This is a genomic window from Alicyclobacillus acidoterrestris, from assembly GCF_022674245.1.
Taxonomy (GTDB): domain Bacteria; phylum Bacillota; class Bacilli; order Alicyclobacillales; family Alicyclobacillaceae; genus Alicyclobacillus; species Alicyclobacillus acidoterrestris.
This window is the reverse complement of the sequence record NZ_CP080467.1, coordinates 1,207,981-1,226,890: the sequence shown is the minus strand read 5'-3', so window position 1 is coordinate 1,226,890 and position 18,910 is coordinate 1,207,981. Positions and strand designations below refer to the sequence as shown.

At 50.2% G+C, this 18,910-nt stretch carries 18 protein-coding genes and 1 pseudogene; 4 read left to right on the top strand and 15 right to left on the bottom strand.

Annotated elements, in window-relative coordinates:
• Positions 1-15: 15 nt before the first annotated feature.
• The 3 genes from K1I37_RS05710 to K1I37_RS05700 all read right to left on the bottom strand — a co-directional run bounded on the left by K1I37_RS05710 (position 16) and on the right by K1I37_RS05700 (position 2,733).
• Positions 16-795 (bottom strand): ABC transporter permease, encoded by a 780-nt coding sequence (locus tag K1I37_RS05710; RefSeq protein WP_051189476.1) that lies wholly within the window; start codon positions 793-795, stop codon positions 16-18.
• Positions 796-880: 85 nt separating this feature from the next.
• On the bottom strand, positions 881-1,930 hold the full coding sequence (locus K1I37_RS05705) for an aliphatic sulfonate ABC transporter substrate-binding protein (RefSeq protein WP_021296695.1): 1,050 nt from the start codon (positions 1,928-1,930) through the stop codon (positions 881-883).
• A 2-nt stretch (positions 1,931-1,932) separates the two neighbouring features.
• On the bottom strand, positions 1,933-2,733 hold the full coding sequence (locus K1I37_RS05700) for an ABC transporter ATP-binding protein (RefSeq protein WP_021296696.1): 801 nt from the start codon (positions 2,731-2,733) through the stop codon (positions 1,933-1,935).
• A 374-nt stretch (positions 2,734-3,107) separates the two neighbouring features.
• On the opposite strand from K1I37_RS05700, the gene K1I37_RS05695 reads away from it, so the two are divergent.
• Positions 3,108-3,773: a GntR family transcriptional regulator gene (locus tag K1I37_RS05695; RefSeq protein WP_021296697.1), complete on the top strand. Its 666-nt coding sequence runs from the start codon at positions 3,108-3,110 to the stop codon at positions 3,771-3,773.
• A gap of 158 nt (positions 3,774-3,931) precedes the next feature.
• On the opposite strand, the gene K1I37_RS21640 is transcribed toward K1I37_RS05695, so the two are convergent.
• The 7 genes and pseudogenes from K1I37_RS21640 to K1I37_RS05670 all read right to left on the bottom strand — a co-directional run bounded on the left by K1I37_RS21640 (position 3,932) and on the right by K1I37_RS05670 (position 8,325).
• Positions 3,932-4,141 carry an aldo/keto reductase gene (locus K1I37_RS21640; RefSeq protein ID WP_322790874.1) on the bottom strand — a complete coding sequence of 70 codons (210 nt, stop codon included), beginning with the start codon at positions 4,139-4,141 and terminating at the stop codon, positions 3,932-3,934.
• Positions 4,105-4,489: pseudogene (locus K1I37_RS21635) on the bottom strand (aldo/keto reductase). Before K1I37_RS21635 ends, K1I37_RS21640 begins: the two are co-directional and overlap by 37 nt.
• Before the next feature lie 25 nt (positions 4,490-4,514).
• A complete protein-coding gene (locus tag K1I37_RS21630; protein WP_021296700.1) occupies positions 4,515-4,805 on the bottom strand; it encodes an aldo/keto reductase in 291 nt (96 codons plus the stop codon).
• Positions 4,806-5,046: 241 nt separating this feature from the next.
• Positions 5,047-5,727, bottom strand: coding sequence for a 4-carboxy-4-hydroxy-2-oxoadipate aldolase/oxaloacetate decarboxylase (locus tag K1I37_RS05685; protein WP_021296701.1), 681 nt, complete (start codon positions 5,725-5,727; stop codon positions 5,047-5,049).
• A complete protein-coding gene (locus K1I37_RS05680; RefSeq protein WP_021296702.1) occupies positions 5,724-6,443 on the bottom strand; it encodes a PIG-L deacetylase family protein in 720 nt (239 codons plus the stop codon). The genes K1I37_RS05685 and K1I37_RS05680 overlap by 4 nt, the downstream gene beginning before the upstream one ends.
• Positions 6,444-6,501: 58 nt before the next feature.
• Positions 6,502-7,332: an alpha/beta fold hydrolase gene (locus K1I37_RS05675; RefSeq protein WP_021296703.1), complete on the bottom strand. Its 831-nt coding sequence runs from the start codon at positions 7,330-7,332 to the stop codon at positions 6,502-6,504.
• 30 nt (positions 7,333-7,362) lie between these two features.
• The gene (locus K1I37_RS05670) at positions 7,363-8,325 is read right to left on the bottom strand and encodes a DODA-type extradiol aromatic ring-opening family dioxygenase (RefSeq protein ID WP_021296704.1); all 963 of its coding nucleotides are present in this window, start codon (positions 8,323-8,325) and stop codon (positions 7,363-7,365) included.
• Between the two features lie 350 nt (positions 8,326-8,675).
• Here K1I37_RS05670 and K1I37_RS22065 point away from each other — a divergent pair, with 350 nt between their 5' ends.
• Together K1I37_RS22065 and ppk1 are read left to right on the top strand one after the other, a co-directional pair.
• Positions 8,676-9,113 (top strand): hypothetical protein, encoded by a 438-nt coding sequence (locus K1I37_RS22065; RefSeq protein WP_021296705.1) that lies wholly within the window; start codon positions 8,676-8,678, stop codon positions 9,111-9,113.
• Positions 9,114-9,135: 22 nt separating this feature from the next.
• Positions 9,136-10,800 carry a polyphosphate kinase 1 gene (gene ppk1, locus K1I37_RS05665; RefSeq protein WP_322790873.1) on the top strand — a complete coding sequence of 555 codons (1,665 nt, stop codon included), beginning with the start codon at positions 9,136-9,138 and terminating at the stop codon, positions 10,798-10,800.
• Positions 10,801-10,845: 45 nt separating this feature from the next.
• On the opposite strand, the gene K1I37_RS05660 is transcribed toward ppk1, so the two are convergent.
• Positions 10,846-12,288 (bottom strand): Ppx/GppA family phosphatase, encoded by a 1,443-nt coding sequence (locus tag K1I37_RS05660; RefSeq protein WP_021296707.1) that lies wholly within the window; start codon positions 12,286-12,288, stop codon positions 10,846-10,848.
• Positions 12,289-12,509: 221 nt separating this feature from the next.
• On the opposite strand from K1I37_RS05660, the gene K1I37_RS05655 reads away from it, so the two are divergent.
• Positions 12,510-13,826: an IS1380 family transposase gene (locus K1I37_RS05655; RefSeq protein WP_242215904.1), complete on the top strand. Its 1,317-nt coding sequence runs from the start codon at positions 12,510-12,512 to the stop codon at positions 13,824-13,826.
• Positions 13,827-14,107: 281 nt separating this feature from the next.
• On the opposite strand, the gene K1I37_RS05650 is transcribed toward K1I37_RS05655, so the two are convergent.
• The 4 genes from K1I37_RS05650 to K1I37_RS05635 all read right to left on the bottom strand — a co-directional run bounded on the left by K1I37_RS05650 (position 14,108) and on the right by K1I37_RS05635 (position 18,843).
• Entirely contained in the window at positions 14,108-14,959 is an 852-nt protein-coding gene (locus tag K1I37_RS05650) for a metallophosphoesterase family protein (RefSeq protein ID WP_021295103.1), read from the bottom strand.
• A 472-nt stretch (positions 14,960-15,431) separates the two neighbouring features.
• Positions 15,432-16,640 (bottom strand): IS256 family transposase, encoded by a 1,209-nt coding sequence (locus tag K1I37_RS05645; protein WP_021295104.1) that lies wholly within the window; start codon positions 16,638-16,640, stop codon positions 15,432-15,434.
• Positions 16,641-17,011: 371 nt separating this feature from the next.
• On the bottom strand, positions 17,012-17,824 hold the full coding sequence (locus tag K1I37_RS05640) for an ABC transporter permease (protein WP_021295105.1): 813 nt from the start codon (positions 17,822-17,824) through the stop codon (positions 17,012-17,014).
• The gene (locus K1I37_RS05635) at positions 17,821-18,843 is read right to left on the bottom strand and encodes an ATP-binding cassette domain-containing protein (protein ID WP_021295106.1); all 1,023 of its coding nucleotides are present in this window, start codon (positions 18,841-18,843) and stop codon (positions 17,821-17,823) included. The genes K1I37_RS05640 and K1I37_RS05635 overlap by 4 nt, the downstream gene beginning before the upstream one ends.
• Positions 18,844-18,910: the final 67 nt, after the last annotated feature.

The window sequence follows — 18,910 nt, the reverse complement described above, 5'->3', positions numbered from 1 at the left end:
GCCCATTTCTCCCCTTCACCCTGTATAATTGTCGCGCCAACGAAGAAGTCTCCGCTCCAGCAAACGGACGAATGAATCCGAAAGCTTCCCTACCAAAGCAAAGATAATCAAGCCGACAAAGACGACATCCGTTTGCGAAAACTGTTGTGCATTCAAAATTAAATAACCCACGCCAGAACTTGATCCGAGCATCTCAGCAACCACTAATCCAAGCCACGACACGCCAATCGCCAATCTCAGCCCCAGCAGCACATTTGGCAGCGCAGCGGGCAACATCAGTTTCGTGAATTGCTGAACCCGGTTAAATTGCAACACCCTAGCCACTTCAAAGAGTTTTGCGTCAACGCTGCGGATACCCATGAACGTATTCATATACATTGGGAAAAACGCACCTGTGGCAATGAGCACGTCCTTTGACCATTCGCCAAGGCCAAGCCATAGGATGAAAAGCGGTGTAATCGCGAGATGAGGAACGGTTCTCAGCATTTGTACAGAGGGATCGACGACATCTTCAAAGCGTTTGTACAGACCAGCAAATGCCCCTGTGATAAGACCTAAACCTGCTCCGAGCAAGAACCCGAAGACCACCCGAATGAGGCTTATCTTCAAGTCCGAAATCAATACTCCGGAACGAGCCAATTGCCAGAAGGCGACTGCAATTTCCAGCGGTGACGGGAGAATGGCGGGTATCACAAGTTGTAGACTACATACCGCCTGCCAAATCACAAGCACGACGATAGGCAAATATGACCCGACAAAGGGCAGCCGTTTTCTCCTGACGGGGGGGACGGCCATCGGCGTTACTCTCGTACGGCGGTTCACATTTTGAATATCCTTCGCTGTTTCCACGTGAATTGGATGCACCAGATATCCCTCCTCACTACGGACTTTGCTTCGCGACTTGCTCGATATATTGGTTATCTACGACTTTCGAAACGTCCAATTTGGTATTCAGCGCCCCTTGCTGATAGAGAAAATCTGCGGTTTGTTGCTGTTCCTTTACCACTTCATCGGTGACTGGGGCATTTTCATCGTCTTCATTCTCGAGCATTTGCCGAATGACGGATGGACTCAGATGCGTGGATTTTGCGTAGAGCTGTATGGCCTCATCCATGTGCGCTTTTTGATAATCGAGTGCCTGCTGATAGACTTTGAGAAATCGTACAACCAAATCGGGGTGCTGTTGCGCAAACTTGCTCCGGACAATCGTAAATCCCGGATCAGCCGACGCTAAAGATTGCTCGGTTGCGAGTTCCTCGGCGCCATGCAAGGAAACTTCCTCCGTAATGTAGGGCTCCCATGTCGCCCAAGCGTCCACTGCGTGCGACTCAAAGGCTGGCTGTGCCTCGTTCGGCTGCAATTGAACAATATGAATGTCTGAAGTGGTGAGTCCAGCCTTCGCGAGAGCTTTATATAGCAGGTTATAGGCGGAACTCCCTTGCGCGACCGCCACCTTTTTACCTTTCAAATCTTGCAAACTGTGCAATGAACTGCCCTTTGGCACGAGTAGGGCATCCCCGTTTTTACCGCTGCTATCCACCGCGATCTCGGTAAAATTCACATTCGCCGCCTGCCCAACCAGTACGGGGGTATTCCCCACTTGGCCAAAATCGATATGATTGGAAGCAATGGCTGGAAAAAACGGAGGTCCACTGGTGAACTGTACCCACTTCACTTTTGCGCCGACGCGGGCAAACGCCTGTTCAAACCACCCTTTCTTTTCCGCCAGGTACATCGGGCCCATCAGGGACTGGGTCCCAATATTGACCGTGACGCCCGCATCTGAGGACGTCGGCTTTGCCTCATTCTGCCCACCCTTGAGACTTGTGTTCGCCTGTCCTGTGCTCACGCCGCACCCAGCCAGCACCACTGCCATCAGCAGCGACGCAACGCCGCACGCCCATTTATTCACAACCCATCTTCCCGCCATCCTCATCGACCTCCTTCATCGTTTAAAGGCGCAGAGATGACGGCGTGTGCTTCCACCATGTGCGCCTCCAACTGATTGAGCACCTCGCGACGCAATTCGAGAAACGCCGTGCTCGAACGCTTTCGTGGGTATGGCAAATCGATTGGTACAATGGTCCGGATAGTCCCAGGTTTCGCACTCATCACGACCACCCGCTGTGCGAGTACAACCGCTTCGTCGATGTCATGTGTCACCAAAATGACGGTTGTCTGATTCTGAAGCCACACATCTAATAACACTTCTTGCATGTGCGCTCGCGTAAACGCGTCTAATGCCCCAAAAGGTTCATCCATCAAGAGAACTTTTGGATCACGAATAAACGCCCGCGCAATCGCCACCCGTTGTGCCATGCCACCCGACAATTGACGGGGGTAGGTCTTTGCAAAACCGTCCATATGGACTAAATGAATCATCTTATCGACTTTATCTCTGACCTCGCGATGTTTCAGTGACAAATTCGCAGCGATATTCTCTTCGACCGTGAGCCACGGAAATAACCGATGTTCCTGAAAGATAAATCCCTTGTCAACACCTGGCGCGCGCACGGGTTCCCCGTCGAGCGTCACATCCCCTTCATGTTGAGCATCGAGCCCTGCGATAATCTTGAGAAGTGTGCTCTTGCCGCATCCACTCGGACCGATGACCGTAACAAATTCCCCTTGGGGAATTTGCATGTCAATATCCCGTAACACGCTGAGCGCACCTTGTGAGGAGATAAATGTTTTACTTAAATCGCGAATGACAAGCTCCTCTATTACAGACACAGTCTTCCCCCACATCCTCAAAAATTGATTGATGATTCAGTGAATAACGACTTTCCGTATTGGGCCGCTCGATTGGAACGAAATTACTGTCACCCCCTCCTTTGCGGTCACACAAAAAGGCCCCAATGGACTCCATGTTGAGTCGCACGGGACCTCCAGATGCCTGGTCGGTTTCAATCAACAGTAGCGAAATTGTCATTCCATAATCCTTATCGGATTAGTGTGATTACCATATCATCCAAACATTATTCTGTCAATAATTTTTTGAACATTTGATGCGTTACTCTCGAACGATTATGTCAACAATATTTCATGCGATTTTGTTTGGAAATCACAAATTGATTTCGCTATATTAGATCTGTAAGAAGGAGGGGATGCATCTGGACACCAACACCAAACAAAGCGTGCAATACGACGTCGTGGATCGCATTCGAGATGCCATTCTCAACGGTGAGTTTCTGCCTAATGAGCGATTGGTTGAGGCAGATTTGATAGCGAAATACCAAGTCGGACGGGCAGCGGTGCGCATGGCGCTGGCCGAGCTAGAAAAGGAATACCTGGTCGTTCGTGAACCGAACCGCGGAGCTCGTGTGCGCGCAATTAGCCTGGAAGAGGCAATTGAAATCACAGAAGTGCGCGCATTGTTAGAGGTTTTAGTTGCACAGAAGGCCGCAGAGCGTGTGACCGCACAACAAATGGATAAACTACGCGCCATCATCGACCAAATGACCAAGGCACAAGCGAACGCAGACCTGTCGCAATACTCCCAATTGAACCGCACATTACACAAAAGGTTGTACGACATCGCAGGACATGAAACAGCGAAACGGATGATTGTGAACTTGCGAGCCCAAATTGTGCGCTATCAGTTTCGCGCATCTTTGATGCCAGGTCGGACAGATGTCTCTCTTGCAGAACATCAAGGTATTGTTGACGCCGTATGCGCCAAAGATCCAGTTGCCGCTGGTGCGGCCATGCAAAAACACATGACGAGCGTCACAGAGACGCTGCGAAAAATGCCTAAGCAAGGATTATATTGACCGACACACCTGCACAAAAAACCTCGCCCGTGCATGGCGCGAAGTTGAAATGCACATAGACATCATCACCTACCCTGGGAAATCTCCGGGCAAGCGATTTTCCAGGGTAGTACACATATGCACTGACAGGTTCGTCCTCTATCAGGCAATGACATCTTTTATACCAAACCGTCCACTTTCGCCGTGACTTCATCAACGGTTTTACATTGTTCATCCGATATCCTGACGTCTAAGGCCTCTATCGCATCCAGCAGATGTCTCTTTTTCGTGGAACCAATAATTGCACAAGTCACTGCCGGATGATGAAGAACCCACGCCAACGCGAACCTGGCTAACGGCATACCCGCTTCCTCCGCAATCGGACGCAATTGCTCAAGGATCCGAAAATTGCGTGGTGTAAACAGCCGATGAATGACTCGTTCCCCGCGCCCAGATTCTCTTCTTCACAAAATGGCAATAGCTCCCGCTCGATATCGCGCACGAACAAATTGTACTGCGGTTGGACGGATACGAATTTTTCCCACCCCCGCTGATGACTAATGGCGTGTGACTTAGCAATTTGGTACGCAGCGTAGTTAGAGCATCCGATGTACCTCACCTTTCCTTGCCGAACCAAGTCATCTAATGTGCGGCGTGTTCGGGTCGAACCGATGCATCTGATACAAGTCGATATAATCCGTTTGCAATCGCGTCAAAGACGCCTCCACTGCACGCATCATATGTACACGGGACGATCCCGCCTCATTCACTCCCTATCGGGAACCCAACTTTTGTGGCCAAGATCACATGGTGCCGTCGCCCCCTGAGCGCACGCCCAAGAATTTCCTCAGACTCCCCAGTTCCATAGGGCAAAGCCGCATCCTGTCCCGTTCCATAGTAGTCTGCGGTATCAATCAAATTGACGCCTGCGTCGAGCGCACAATCCAATATCTCGACGGAATCTCGCTCATCTATCCAACGTCCAAACGACATCGTACCCAAGCGCAGCCTAGAAACCATCACACCGGTACTTCCTAATGTTCGATATTGCATCGTAACACCTCTTCGCTGAGATCTTGTGCCTACGCGTCTACCGACCGCGAAGCCTAAGCGCATAACAACTGATGCCACACATAGACGACTATCCACAATCCAAAACGGTCGTCCACGACATGGTCCATCCTCATGTGACCAGCGAAACGCCCTTTCGTCGCTTGCGGACAGCCATCCTTAGCAGCATCCGTTCAAATAAACCGGATAACCCTATGCAACAATCGAAATCTCCTGTCAGATATCAATTGGAGACATAAGTGACGCTCAGCGCTTTGAGCTTTTCACGCAGTCCGTAGATATCCAACCCCAATTCCCCTTGCGCCAAACGATTTCTGACATTCGCCTCTTTGTCCGTGCGCGCCTGCGCAGCCAGTGCAACCTGTGCCGCTTCAGCCTTCGGTACCACCACGACGCCATCCCTGTCACCGACAATAATATCGCCTGGGTTTACGATACATCCGGCACAAACCACAGGAATATTGACGGATCCCGCCGTCGCCTTGACCGTCCCCTTCGCCGAGATGGCTTTTGCCCACACGGGAAATCTCATCTCGGTCAGTTCAACCGTATCCCGCACGCCGGCGTCAATAATTAACCCCTGTGCCCCCTGCGCGCGCGCCGACACACCAAGTAATTCGCCAAACATACCATCCGTCGACGCCGAAGTCACAGTCACCACTAGGACATCCCCAGGCCGACAAACCTCCATCGCGGCGTGAATCATCAAGTTGTCACCCGGGTGACAGGACACCGTTACCGCCGTGCCACAGACTTTCGCATCGTCATAGATAGGCCGAAGGTATGGATTCATCAACCCTCTTCGACCCATTGCCTCGTGAACCGTAGCCACTCCAAAGGCGCTCAGCGCCTGTACATCATTCGCATTCGCTCGCTCGATATGGGTAACAATCACCGAACTCATGCAAACACCTTCCCAACATACGGATATATCCGTTGGTACGCTTCCCCGTATTTGATGCTTGATCCAGCGTTGCGCCCTGCCTGTACACCCCGGCGCTTCGCCACATCCGTGTAGTACTCCCACAAATGTTCCTGCGCCTCCATGCATTCCATCGCTTGACGCTTACGCTCAAATACAGGGGTAATATCCAACAAGACATCCACCTGGAAATTGCACTGCTCCGGCTGGTGGGGTTCAAACAAATAAACCGGCGGTGCACCAATCACCGGTAAATCCGAAGGATAGCCATGCGCTTGCGCCAAAATGCGACATTCCATGACCAATTCGGTGGTTCGAGGATGATCTGCGTTGTACGGATCCGTCAGAGAATGCGTCAGAATCAACTCTGGTCGATACTCCCGAAATTCCTGTACGAGCGCATCTTGCAGGTCCTTCGTCACTTCCAGTGGATAATCCCCGGCGTCAAAGAAGCGCACTTCAGCACCTAGAATTTCCGCTGCGTGCTGTGCCTCCGCGCGTCGACTTTGCTTGATTTCCTCCAGCGTCTTCCCATCCTTCCAGAGACGGGCGGACTCACCGCGTTCCCCATACGATAAGCAGAGGACGCGAACGCGATAGCCGAGATCGTGATACAATGCAATGGCGCCTCCTGCGCGCCAGACAAAATCTGCGGAATGTGCACTCACAACTGTAATGGTCTTATTCGTATCGACCATCTCCGGCTCCCCCTTTATACGAAATTTTCTCCGCTCACACCTCTGATAGTGCCAACCCTCAATCGACAGTGCGGTGCGGATGCCGCTGCAAAAATTGAATCAACTGGGTGTTAAACTGCTTTGGCGTTTCACTTGGGCAAAAATGACCGCCCGGTATAATGACCAATTCCGAATTGGGTATGAGCGACTGCATTTCTTGCCCCATACTGAGGTCGTTCAGCTTGTCGTCTTCCCCCCAGATAATCAGCGTGGGCCGACGAATGTAGGGCAACCTGCGACGCAAATGGTACCTGGCGCGATGCACTGGGTTGTTCATATGGTTCAAAATCTTCTGGTACGACTCGACGGCACCTGGCAACTGCGTGCGCTGATACCAGCTATCCGCCAGTTCTACCGGACTCACCTCGTCCGCGTGCATCGTTTCCTTGACGTGCGCCAAAATCGCCTCGCGCGTAGGCGACACAAACGCGGTCATCGTCGAGAGTGTACGCGTAGACACGCCACCACTACCGACTAACGTCAGCGTTTCAACGCGATTGGGGCTTTCGTATCCGAACAGTGCGGCCACCCACCCGCCCATCGAGTGCCCGACAATATGCGCAGCGTCTACCCCTATGGCATCTTGAAACTCTCGCACAAAATCGACGAGATAGGCGAAGGAATATTCAACATCCAGCCTATCGCCATTTCCCCACCCCACAAAGTCGGGGGCAAACACATGAAACTGACGGCTCAAGTCGGCCATGTTGGCAATCCAGTAATCTCCACCGCTAAAAAAGCCAACCCCATGCAGCAGAATCACTGGCTCTCCCTGCCCAGCTTCCAAATAATGCGTCGTTCCATGGCTCAAAGTAACTTGACGTTCACGAATCGTCGCGCAATTCTCCAAAGCCCCACCTCCCTTGCATAGTCCCGTGATTTACTGCCATACGGCAAACGTCATGCCGACGCCGGTCCCAGCTGGAGAACGATAACCAGAGACATATTCCAAATAATTTACATCCAGGTGCTCCAAGGCGCCTGCAGCCACGACCCAGTTCAGAATTTCCCCAGAAGCTCCCTGCAGCCGCTCTCTTGGTAGCGTTTTCAAAAGCTCCACATCTTTATTTTTGAGCCCTTCGATCACGAGTTCATCCAGTTTCTCATCCAAAGTAAAATGGCTAAGCCCACCCGAGCCTATCACAGCTACCCGTTTGTCTTCACCCCACGATTCAATAGCGCGACGAAGTGCGCGGCCTAACTCATAGCAACGCGCAGGGGTCGGCTGGTTCGGCGGGTAGAAGCAATTGACGAACACAGGGACCATCGGAATGACGCGGTGCGTCACCAATCGTCGCCGCACAAACGTGTACGCATGACCTAATGAGCGCTCCTCCAATTGAGATTTACTCTGCGCAACATCGAATCCCTCGGTCATCATGCATTCGAGAATATGGTGGGCCAAATCACTTTGTACGGGGTAGTGATCCGTTTCGTCGGTCGTGTGCCATGCCCAAAGCACGGGTCTTAGTGACGGGTGCTCCTTTTCTGGAGGGTGTGGGAGGTCCTTCAACTCTGAGCCCCAAAACACGCCAAAGGTCGGCTTCACATCATCCCAGAACAACTCCTCCTGGTCATCTCCAACCACCACGATAATATCCGGGTCTACATCCTTTATCACCTGATTGAGATGTTCGACGGCCACTTGGCATGCCTCATATTTCTTTTGCCACACTTCAGGCTTCAGTTGTTCCTGTATCGTTGCGGCAATTTCTCGCTCCCGTTGTTGAAAGGTATCACCAAGGTAGATTTTGTCTCGCTCGACGTGCATAGGCCAGACATCTGCTGGACTACTCACTTGAGGGCTGTGCGATGAGCCTATCCCCAACACAATGTTCGCCACTATTTCCCCTCCCTACGTAAACCGTACAGAAATCAAACTTTATGATGCATGAACTTCGCGGCAAAACGTATGAGTAATCTGTGTGATATGAATTATATTCCGCCCTCGAATTTACGTCAACATAATTGTTAACAATTTTATTGACGCTCTCTCCTATATACGTGTTCCACTTCGATGGTCCTCGAAAAATACATCTTTCGACAGTTTTCACATATTCTTAACGTAAATTTTATAAAAGATTGCTATCATGTAGACCTCTCGTATCGTACCTGTCGACCGACAATGATGTGCGCTTCGACACCAAGTTGAAATAACGAATTTACGGCCGTGTGAATTGGATGGAGTTGGACATGCGCAATTTAGATAGCAAATCATACTACATCAACCGTGAGCTAAGCTGGCTAGCGTTTAACGAGCGAGTTCTTGCTGAAGCAATTCATAAAAGCAATCCTCTGCTTGAACGGCTCAAATTCATATCCATCGCGGCTTCGAACCTAGATGAATTCTTCATGGTTCGCGTTGCTGGGCTGAAGGACCAAGTCAAGATAGGATCGAACCATCCTGAAAACAAGACGCAGATGACGCCTGTTCAGCAGCTAATGGAAATTTCCAAGAGGGCTCACAATCACGTCGCCAAACTCTACGCAACTGCGAAATCGTGTATGCATGCGCTGAGTCGTCAGGGGATCAAAATTGTTCATCCCCACAGACTCTCACGGGAACAACGTGATTTTTTAGCACGTTACTTCTCTGAACATATTCCCTATCTTAACTCCAATCACCATTGATTCTACACGCCCGTTCCCAAAGGTGGCGAATAGGACCATTAATCTCGCAGTGCTTCTGGAGTCGACAGATGGCGAAGACGGTGTCGAGGACTTGTTTGCAGTCGTTCAAATGCCTTCGATGCTCCCTCGCTTCATTGCGTTGCCTGCAACAAGTGGAGAAAGAACATTCGTCATGCTCGAGGACGTCATCAAAGAACACATCGCTCTGCTATTTTCAGATAGTGCGGTCGTAGAAGCCGCCTGCTTTCGAATCACCCGGAACGCCGATATCACTTTGGACGAAGACGTTGAAGATATTCTGAAAGAGATTCAAAAGGAGCTCAAGAATCGTCGAAAAAAGGGAGATATCGTCCGGTTAGAAATTGAGGACAAAATGAGTCACACCATGCAGATGACGTTACGTGATTGGCTCATGCTCACGGACGAGGACATCTATGCTGTCGATGGCCCAATCGACGCAACCTGTTTTGGTGAACTCTATCACCTTCCCGACTGTGACCACCTTCGATACGCGCCGCTTGCACCTCAGATTCCACGAGATTTGCTCGGTGTACAGGATATTTTCCAAGCCATTGCGCAAAGGGATATTATGCTGTTTCATCCCTATGAGTCATTTGATCCAGTGGTTCAATTTATCCACCAAGCTGCAAACGATGCCGACGTGTTCGCCATCAAACAGACGCTCTACCGAGTGAGCGGAAACTCCCCCATTGTGAGTGCGCTCAAGCGAGCCGCTGAAAATGGCAAACAGGTCACTGTGATTTTAGAATTAAAGGCGCGTTTCGATGAAGCCAATAATATCGAATGGGCCAAGCGACTAGAGGAGTCCGGGTGCCACGTCATTTATGGTTTAGTCGAACTGAAAACCCATAGCAAAATTGCACTTGTGGTTCGCAAAGAGGGAGACCGCCTCCGGCGATATGTCCATTTAGGTACAGGGAACTACAATGATACCACGGCCCGCATCTATACAGACATAAGCATGTTTACCGCTCGAGAGGACATTGGCGACGATGCGACTGCATTCTTTAATTTTCTCACAGGCTGCAGAGAACCGTCGTCCGTACCCTCGTGGAAAGAGATTTGTACGGCACCACATGGACTCAAAGACAAATTTCTTGCGCTCATTCAAAATGAAATCAACCAAAGTACACCGGAAAAACCCGGTCGAATCATTGCAAAGATGAATTCATTGACCAATAAGGATATCATCAAGGCACTGTACCAGGCTTCTAACGCCAGCGTACAAATTGATTTGATTGTGCGAGGAATCTGCTGTCTACGGCCTGGGCGACCTGGTGTCAGTGAAAACATCCGAGTTTCGAGCATCATCGGACCACAATTAGAGCACAGTCGAATTTTTTACTTTCAAAACGGCGGAGACGAACTTCTATATCTATCGAGTGCAGATTGGATGACACGAAATTTAGAAAATCGAGTTGAAATCCTATTTCCTGTCGTGCAGGAAAATTTGAAGGATCGATTAAAACACATCCTGGATATCCATCTTTCCGACAATGTCAATCGCTATATTTTGGCCAGTAGCGGATTGTACCGGAAAGTCAGACTCCAAGGCAACGACATGCCTCTCGCGAGTCAACTATATTTCTACGAAGAAGCCTGCCGGCATGCCGCGGGTTCACACGCCACATCCATTCCCTATATCCCCGTAACACTTGAAACATAATTGTGAAGGGCGTCTCGTTGTCCTCAACAGACGCCCCGCTTTCCATCACGAGCAGGCAATTGGCTTGAATCGAATCCCAAATTGCTTGACGAAGTCCTTTTCCATCGACGCTAAGGCAGCACACATCCCCGATGAGGACGCTTGCGGGCATACGATGGTCAATTCATTCTTGTGCTTGTCGAGACAAACCTCGCTGGCGTTCGTTTCATAGACCATCGCTTTCGCTAGCTGAATGATGAAGTTCAGTTGCTTAAATGGCTTTTGCCCATTTCCGATAATCACTCGACTGATCTTCAACATTTCATCTTGAGAAAACCCGTGTAGGTGCGATGAGCGAATAAGATAATCGCTGTGCCGTTTATAGCGTTCCACGTTCACAAGTGCGCCCATCATTTCAAGAAGCGCAGCGGTGCGCATCAGTTCTTTATAGTTCGATCCCAATTTATGAACAGGCACAAGTTGCTCAAATAGAGTCACCGCCCTATCTGCTACAGCATGCGCCGCACCCGTTGGTATATCAAACAGCCGCATCAGATTTTCGATACTATGCTCCTTCACAGAACATAGCACTGGCGTTGTCCTATTGCGAAAGAGATACTCGTAGAAGAGCCCTTCCCGCAATCCGTTCCCATTGACGAAGAAGGCATCGGCTGACGTCAAACTGATTAACGCCCAAATGGCCGCAACACCGGCGTAAATGAGTTTAGCCCTGGAATCTGATAGTTTTCCTAACTTTTTACGCTCCTTCACCGTTTTCGATTTCATCTGTTCATAAATTTGTTCAATCACCGATCTCTGCACCTCAACACCGTCCAGACGGTTTACCTGACTGCGATGCATGTGGTCGGAGATTTTCCCAATAGCACGCGCCGTACCACCTGTACCAATGACCGGAAGGTTACTTAACTCCGTTAACCAGGGGATATTTTGCATTTGTTCCTTCATAAACTGAAAGACTGACTCGGCTTGAACGGATGTCTCGACGTCTGAAAATTTTTTAGTCAGTGTGAGCGCCCCAAACGGTAGGCTCACCGTATTGACAAACTCCCGGTTGCACACGTGTGTGATTTCCGTACTGGCGCCACCAATGTCAACCAGAATGGCATCCTGGATGTCCATCGTATTGATCACACCTAGATAGGTATACCAAGCTTCCTCTTTGCCACTTAAACACCGGAAGTGTATACCTGTTTCTTCCTCTAAAATCCGCAAAACGTCCATTCCGTTCTCGGACTGTCGAATGGCGGCTGTCCCTGCAGCCACCCAATGCTCCACATTGAAAACTTGGCCAGCATTGCGAAAGGCCCTTACAGTCACTACGGCTTGCTGAATACCTGCAGAAGAAATTTTGCCCGTATCATCTATGTATTGCGCCAATTGAATGTTCTTCTTCATCCGAAAACACGGTCGATACCCTCTGTTCTCGCTAACCTCGTAAACGACCAAGCGCGCAGAGTTTGAGCCCAGGTCAATGATTCCGATTCGCATACTCAACACCACAATTTTGGGATTTTATTATCACTATGCTACATCTAGCTCATCTTTAGTCATCACGAATGGCATGATTGTACCATCATACATAAGTATTATCCCGGATTTCGACGATTGTGTCCTCATGAACTGGTGTGAATAATTGAAAAGGTGCTCCCCGTATGGCTAAGATGAGTTTGTCGAGAACCACATCTTCGCTAGGAAGGAGCACCTTTTGGGTGAAACAATATAATCATACACGAAGTCAGTTTGCTCGTAAAAGCTCTACAATTCATACTCGCTACGATTTGAATGCCGCCACCTCCTTTGGCGGTGCAAGTGGTCTCATAGATTTCGTTTTGGGAACGGGTATTGACAGGGAGTTTTGGGTACATGGATTACGCAAGGGCAGAAACACCCAGTTCCACATGGACGATATTGCTCTGACCGTCATTTTCGGTTCCTTGCTGGGTCAGGAACGGATTTTCCACTTTGAGGACATCGAACAAGATCCCCTGTTGAAGCTGAAGTTGGACGTGCCGAAACTGCCTGATACGACTCTGTTGTATAAGGATCTGAAGCGGCTCGGTTCCGACGCTGGCATCAAAGCGATACGTTCGGCGCATAGACAAATCCTAAGGTCACTTCTCCCCAAAGGACAAGGCATCGTGGTCGATATCGACTCCTCTGTAGAGACTGTTTATGGCGCGCAGCAACAGTCCGCTGTTGGATATAATCCACACCATCACGGACGAGCGAGTTTCCATCCCTTGCTGGCGTTTGATTCACTCACTGGTTGTTGTCTCTATGATGAGTTGCGCTCTGGTGACGCCCATACATCAGATGGATTTGCGGATTTCTACAAGGCGATGAAAGACCAGTTGCCGGATGGCGTCAACATTCGTGCCGTCCGCATGGATAAAGGGTTTACCGGAGAAAAAGTGTTTCAGATATTGGAGCAAGATCAGCGGGATTACGTCATCAAACTGAAGTGGACCAAGCGACTCGCACAGTTGGCGCAAGCGCCAAATCTCCTCTGGCACTGCATCACAGAGAGTGACCGGGAACATTGTGACGTTACTTCCATCATGTATCAGGCAACATCCTGGGACAGGCCTCGGCGGGTCGTGATTGTGCGTCGCTTAGACATTGACCCCCAGGAGTGCCTGTGTGCGGATTGGCTCTGGGAATACGAGGCGATTGCCACAACGTTTGACTGGAGCGGCGAGGATGTATGGCACTTCTATAACTTTCGTGGTAACGCTGAGAATCACATCAAGGAAGCCAAATATGGATTTGCCATTGACCGATTCTCCAGCCAGAATTTCGATGCCAACAAAGCGCTGCAAGGTCTAAAGCTACTTGCGTATAATCTACTCCTGCTGTACAAGCACGTCGCGCTTCAACCAGGGGTGCGACAGTGGACCGCCGGACGGCTCAGACGAAGACTATTCCATCTACCTGGGATTCTAGTGCGTCATGCACGCCAGTGGAGCATTCGTCTTCCCGTGTATGCAAAGCATCGGTCGTTGATCATGCTTCATGCCGCCACGTAGATTTTTCTTCCAATTGAAAAAGTGGAGTTCATAGCCTGGCTTGGGGAGGGGGGAATTGTGTCCATTGCTCTAGTTCCGTACCATGATTTCGCCGTGTTCGCTAACAAATCCACCAAATACTTGAAAACATGCCCCGGTCAATGACCTCAATCACCTAATCGTCGAAATCCGGGATTATTAATTTTTTGTTAACAACGTTTTAATTCCATAAAAAAAGGTTGATGTCATCATCAACCGAAAATGGAGATATTCTCATTGTCGCACGCACTAGGATGATAGACCTAATATTTCAAGTCATACCGTTGAACAGTGATAGCGTCATCTGTTTCCTCACCCACTGCATCTGGATTATGCCAGTAATCCGGAATCCCTTGATAAAGAGTCGTCAGCGTCTCTTTCATCCCTTCGGCGTCAATGACTTTGGTATTCACCGTCATGCTCATCGAAGTGACCTCGACCACCCGATACCGCAGGCCAGAAAGAATGGAAGCTGTTTGAATGCAAACCCAATTCGAGCGTCGGGGATGCTTGACGATGCTTTGCACATGATTGTGACCATTGAAGTAAAACACTTGCTTAGATAAAGAGGCCATAGCCGCCTCCACATCATCAGAATTTTGCACGTACATCATCGGTTCATCCGACTTCGCTGTCGTGTTATACAAGGGGTGATGCGCAAACACGAACAGTGGCTCAGCCGATTCAGCGTGCCTCGTGCGAATCCACTCCAATTGTTCTCTATCTACCGCTCCGCCCCAATCATCCCGACGGCTTTCTTGCGTGGTATCCAGAAATAATAGCGGTAAGTGTTCCAACTGCTCAACCCAGTGACGCTGTTGGTTCATACTAGACAACACGGAAGATTTACTTTGAAGCAACGTGTCGTGATTCCCAAGTACAAAACGAAATGGTTGATCGTGATATTGGGCCAATATGCGCGCAATGCCCGCCCACTCCTCGGGATGACCAGTATGCGTCACATCACCGACGCACACATAGAGGTCTGCAGTTTCGGCAAAAAACTGCTCAAAAACGTCCGCATAAAAACGGTCCCGCGCCGCGATTTGTTCCTCTGATCCACCAGGCAAATACGGATAATGAACATCTCCAAGCACCGCGATTCTCAAAGTCACAACTCCCCCTCCTGCTTCATTGTCGTCATCCTCCTTCTATTAAAAAGCAAAATAATAAGACGATTAGAGTAGCTTGTTAAGTTTACGTAAACGGGGATAGATGGAGATACTGAACCGTTGTTGCCAAGCTCCCAACGATTGCCAAGGCACGACGAGGCGCGAGCACATCCGTTCTGCCTGACCCATGGCGCGGACGGCTGGTGAAACGCCACGATTCCATCCAGGGCACGGTGCCCCCCGCACGAATGTCTTATTAAGACACACGCGGGTACCGTCAAGAAAGTTGTGTAGGCAGACATGTAGGGTATCATCGAAGCTGCCATTAGAAATTTTTAGGTTAGTCAAGGGAACGTGGAATACCGAAGGATATGCCGCGAAAGCCCTTGACTAACATGCTGAAATCCAAAATAATCCAATGAAGGGTGCGACCGTAGGGAGGCATTCTTCCTAACTACACTACGTCCTGACAAAGTCAGCTCTGCTGGCCAGTCGACCCTTCGCCATTGCCACCGGTTCCATATCTTTTTTGAAACATTTCACGAAGGGTTTCTTGCACTTGTGCGTCAGCAAAGCCACGTAGTGACCTTTTTTCCCACCTCTCGTTGTATCCTTTTGCGAAAAGGTAAACAATTTTCTCTGCAGCTTCTAGGTTGGCAATGCTGTTCATCGGCCGGATGCGTTTCCGAATCTCCTTCATGGTTCGTTCAATTGGATTGGTCGTGTAAATCGCATAACGAATCATTTCTGGATACTTGTAGAAGCAGAGTAAATCGTCCAAGTCATCCCGCCAGGATTGCACCTCACGTGGATAACGGGTTACCCAGTTGCGTTCAAACTCCTTGAAGCGGGCGAGTGCTTCGTCCTTTGTGGGGCTAGAGTACACCGCTTGGAGTTCTTCGGTTACTTTTGATTTGTCTTTCGGACGGACCTTGGTAAGGATGTTTCGGAGTTTGTGAACCACACACCGTTGAAAATCGGCCTTCGGAAAGACCTTCAGAAACGCCTCCTTTAAGCCTGGTAATCCATCTGCGACGCCAATGAGGATTTCCTCAACCCCACGTTCCCGTAGGTCAGCAAATACTTCGCCGCAGCTAGTTGCACTTTCCTGACCACCAACGTAATAACCCAGAATTTGACGGTGACCGTTTTCGTCAATTCCCATGACTACATAGATGGATTCGTTCTCCACCGTGTCTCGTTTTAGGGCAACGTACAGCCCGTCCATGTACACGACAGAGTAACGCTTCTTCAAAGGACGCTTTCTCCACGCATCTACGTCAGCAAGGACAACATTAGTGATGTTTGTAATGGTGGTTGGCGAGTACTTCGTGCCATACATCTTCTCAATGAATTGAGCGATGTCACGTGTGCTCATCCCACCCTTGTACATGGAGATAACTGCTTCTTCTAACCAGTTGTCTCGGCGAGCATAGGGCTCAAACAACTGCGTATGGAAATCCCCTTGCCGGTCCCGAGGTACGTTCAAATCCTTAATTTCACCATAGCGCGTCTGCAGATCTGGTTTGTAGTGACCGTTTCGGGAGTTGTCCTCCCCTGGATGCTCAACGCGAAGGAAGTTTGTCAGCTCTTCTCGCATGATGAGCTCCAAGCGCTCTTGGATAAACCGATTGACTTCGTCTTGCAATTGAACTGCTAACACATCTCTGTTAATCTGAAACAAAGTAGGGCACTCCTCTCAGGGTTATAGGCAAACTCGAGAGTACCCTACTTTTTCTTTGTCCGAAAGACCTTACACAACTTATTTTACGTCATCCACACGCGACGGTTTCAGCGTCAATAAGACATGAAATCTGCACTAATCGACCATGCTTGGCCTTTATCGGGCAGATTTTGAGTAAATAAGGTCCTTTTTGCACCACAAATCCGCAGAATCAACAAAAAATTCTGTAATATCGCAGATAATCTGCCTTATGCAGGCCCACCCGCAGACGCCCACCCGCTGGATCCGGCAGCGCCCCGACACCCGGCAGCCCCTCGACACCCGCCCCCGACCGCAGTACCCGGCCGTCACGCCCGTGCACCGCGCATCTGCTATGCGCGGCGCATGTAGGCGCGGACCGTCAGCGGGGCAAAAATCGCGACGGCGACAGCGGCACCAATGAGAGAAATTGCAAGGTCACTGCCGATCGTTCCTGTGTTGGCCAGGTTGCGAACCGCTGTGACAAGGTGTGAAATCGGATTGATGTTCACGAACCATTGGAGCCAATGAGGCATCGTCTTAACCGGCACAAACGCGTTCGACAGGAAGGTCAGTGGGAATAGAATAATCATCGAGATGCCTTGCACGCTGGAAGCGGTGCGCGCAATCACACCAAAGAAAGCAAAAATCCAACTGATTGCCCAAGCGCACACAATCACGAGAACAGCAGCAATCGCGACGTGCGAAAGACCACCGCCAGGTCGGTAACCCATGATGTACCCCATTGTGAACGTCAATACCGTCGCAATGGTATAACGGACTGTATCGGCCAAAAGCGCACCTGCCAATGGGGCAATGCGGGCAATGGGGAGTGACTTGAACCGGTCAAACACACCCTTATCCATATCCTCCCGCAATTGAACGCCCGTGACGACGGACGTCGTAATAACCGTCTGTACGAGAATACCCGGAATGATGACTGGCAGGTAGCTCTGCACATTTCCAGAGATGGCACCGCCAAAGATGTAAGTAAACATGAGCGTAAAGATAATCGGCTGAAACGTCACATCAAATAATTGCTCAGGTGTGCGCCGAATTTTCAGGATGCCTCGATAGGCCATCGTAAATGAGTTGCGCACGGATTGGCCAAAACTCGTGTGATTTCGCAATTGGCGTTGTGATACCGGCGTGATCGGTTGATTCATCCCTGGCTCACCTCCACATCCATCTCGTCGCTGGACGGCGATTCCGTCACGTTATCCCCAGTAAGGGTCAAGAACACCTCGTCCAGCGTCGGTTTTTGCACGCTCATCTCGCTTAAGCGAATCCCCGCCTCGCGAAGTGCAATGAGCAAATCGGTTACCTTGTCGGCATCCGCCATCGGCGCAGTGATTTTCCCAGCCTCCGGCGAAATAATGGACTGTACCCGCAGTACCTGTTCAACACAACGCCTGGCGCGCTCTATCGTCTGCGGCTCCTCCACGCGGAGTTGCAAGGATGACCTGCCAACCGACGCTTTCAGTTCATCCACCGTTCCCTCTGCGACCACGCCGCCATGATGAATCACGGCAATCCGATCCGCCAGTTGATCTGCCTCATCTAAGTATTGCGTGGTCAGTACAACGGTCGATCCGGTCTTCACCAACCTCCGAATCGTTTCCCACATCTGCGCGCGCGTCCGCGGATCAAGGCCCGTTGTCGGTTCATCTAAGAAAATGAGCGGAGGTTGAGCAATCAAACTCGCCGCCAAATCCAACCTGCGCCGCATGCCGCCGGAGAATTTCTTCAAGGGGCGCTTTGCAGCCTCCGTCAAACTGAATTCCTCTAACAACTCTGCCGCTTTGCGCCTTGCCTCCGTATGAGAGAGCCCGAGCAACCGGGAGAAGATAATTAGATTCTCCGTAGCGCTGAGCGTTTCGTCGACTGACGCATACTGCCCCGTCACACCAATCAATTGGCGCACGATTTGCGGCTCTTTGACCACGTCGTAACCGAAGATGGTGGCCGTTCCTGCATCTGGTCGCAACAGTGTCGCCAACATGCGGATGGTGGTGGTTTTACCTGCTCCATTGGGTCCAAGCACACCGTAAATCGTGCCCGCACGCACCTTTAAATCGACTCCATCGACTGCCCGGAAACCGCCAAATGTCTTCACTAACCCGCGTGCCTCAACAGCCCACGGCGCATCGACAGACTTTAACTGAATTGGGTTTTCACGCCCCATGTAACATGCCTCCTACCATGGAATAGAGAAAGCATAGCGCACGTGTATGAACAAAATATGAATGAGG

Coding starts and splice junctions, on each gene's coding strand:
- K1I37_RS05695 (WP_021296697.1), top strand. CDS start 3,108: ATGCATCTGGACACCAACACCAAACAAAGCGTGCAATACGACGTCGTG.
- K1I37_RS05660 (WP_021296707.1), bottom strand. CDS start 12,288: ATGCGAATCGGAATCATTGACCTGGGCTCAAACTCTGCGCGCTTGGTC.
- K1I37_RS21630 (WP_021296700.1), bottom strand. CDS start 4,805: ATGCAATATCGAACATTAGGAAGTACCGGTGTGATGGTTTCTAGGCTG.
- K1I37_RS05705 (WP_021296695.1), bottom strand. CDS start 1,930: ATGGCGGGAAGATGGGTTGTGAATAAATGGGCGTGCGGCGTTGCGTCG.
- K1I37_RS05635 (WP_021295106.1), bottom strand. CDS start 18,843: ATGGGGCGTGAAAACCCAATTCAGTTAAAGTCTGTCGATGCGCCGTGG.
- K1I37_RS05680 (WP_021296702.1), bottom strand. CDS start 6,443: ATGGTCGATACGAATAAGACCATTACAGTTGTGAGTGCACATTCCGCA.
- K1I37_RS05710 (WP_051189476.1), bottom strand. CDS start 795: ATGGCCGTCCCCCCCGTCAGGAGAAAACGGCTGCCCTTTGTCGGGTCA.
- K1I37_RS05640 (WP_021295105.1), bottom strand. CDS start 17,824: ATGAATCAACCGATCACGCCGGTATCACAACGCCAATTGCGAAATCAC.
- K1I37_RS05685 (WP_021296701.1), bottom strand. CDS start 5,727: ATGAGTTCGGTGATTGTTACCCATATCGAGCGAGCGAATGCGAATGAT.
- K1I37_RS22065 (WP_021296705.1), top strand. CDS start 8,676: ATGCGCAATTTAGATAGCAAATCATACTACATCAACCGTGAGCTAAGC.